This window comes from Frankia sp. AgB32 (genome assembly GCF_023243045.1).
Lineage (GTDB): Bacteria > Actinomycetota > Actinomycetes > Frankiales > Frankiaceae > Frankia.
In genome coordinates this window covers 1-380 of the sequence record NZ_JALKFX010000182.1, presented here as the reverse complement: position 1 = coordinate 380, position 380 = coordinate 1, and the positions used below count along the sequence as shown (strand labels likewise).

The following is a 380-nucleotide window of genomic DNA, read 5'->3' as shown; positions in this document are numbered from 1 at the left end:
CGGAAGGCTGGTGAAACGGGATCGCGGTACTCCACAAGGATCGGCCGTGTCACCCGTGCTCGCCAACCTATTCTTGCGTTACGCGTTGGACCTGTGGATGGTCCGGGAACATCCGGCTGTCTCGTTCGAGAGGTTCGCGGACGACGTTGTGGCGCATTGCGCGACCGAACGGCAGGCCCGGCAGGTTCTGGGGGAGCTAACTGAGAGGTTGGCCAGTGTCGGGCTGCGTGTGCATCCCGACAAGACCGGAATAGTGTACTGCAAGGATCGGAATCGGCGTCAGGACTACGATCGGACGTCGTACACGTTCCTGGGGTACACGTTCCGTCCCCGGAAAGCCCCGACGAAGGACGGCGGGAGCATGTTCACGTCGTTCCTGC

At 62.1% G+C, this 380-nt stretch carries 1 protein-coding gene; it reads left to right on the top strand.

Annotation, left to right across the window (positions count from 1 at the left end; translation table 11 throughout):
• Positions 1-46 precede the first annotated feature (46 nt).
• Positions 47-380 (top strand): reverse transcriptase domain-containing protein (locus MXD60_RS26330; protein ID WP_248822398.1); only part of this gene is annotated, 334 nt, incomplete at its 3' end.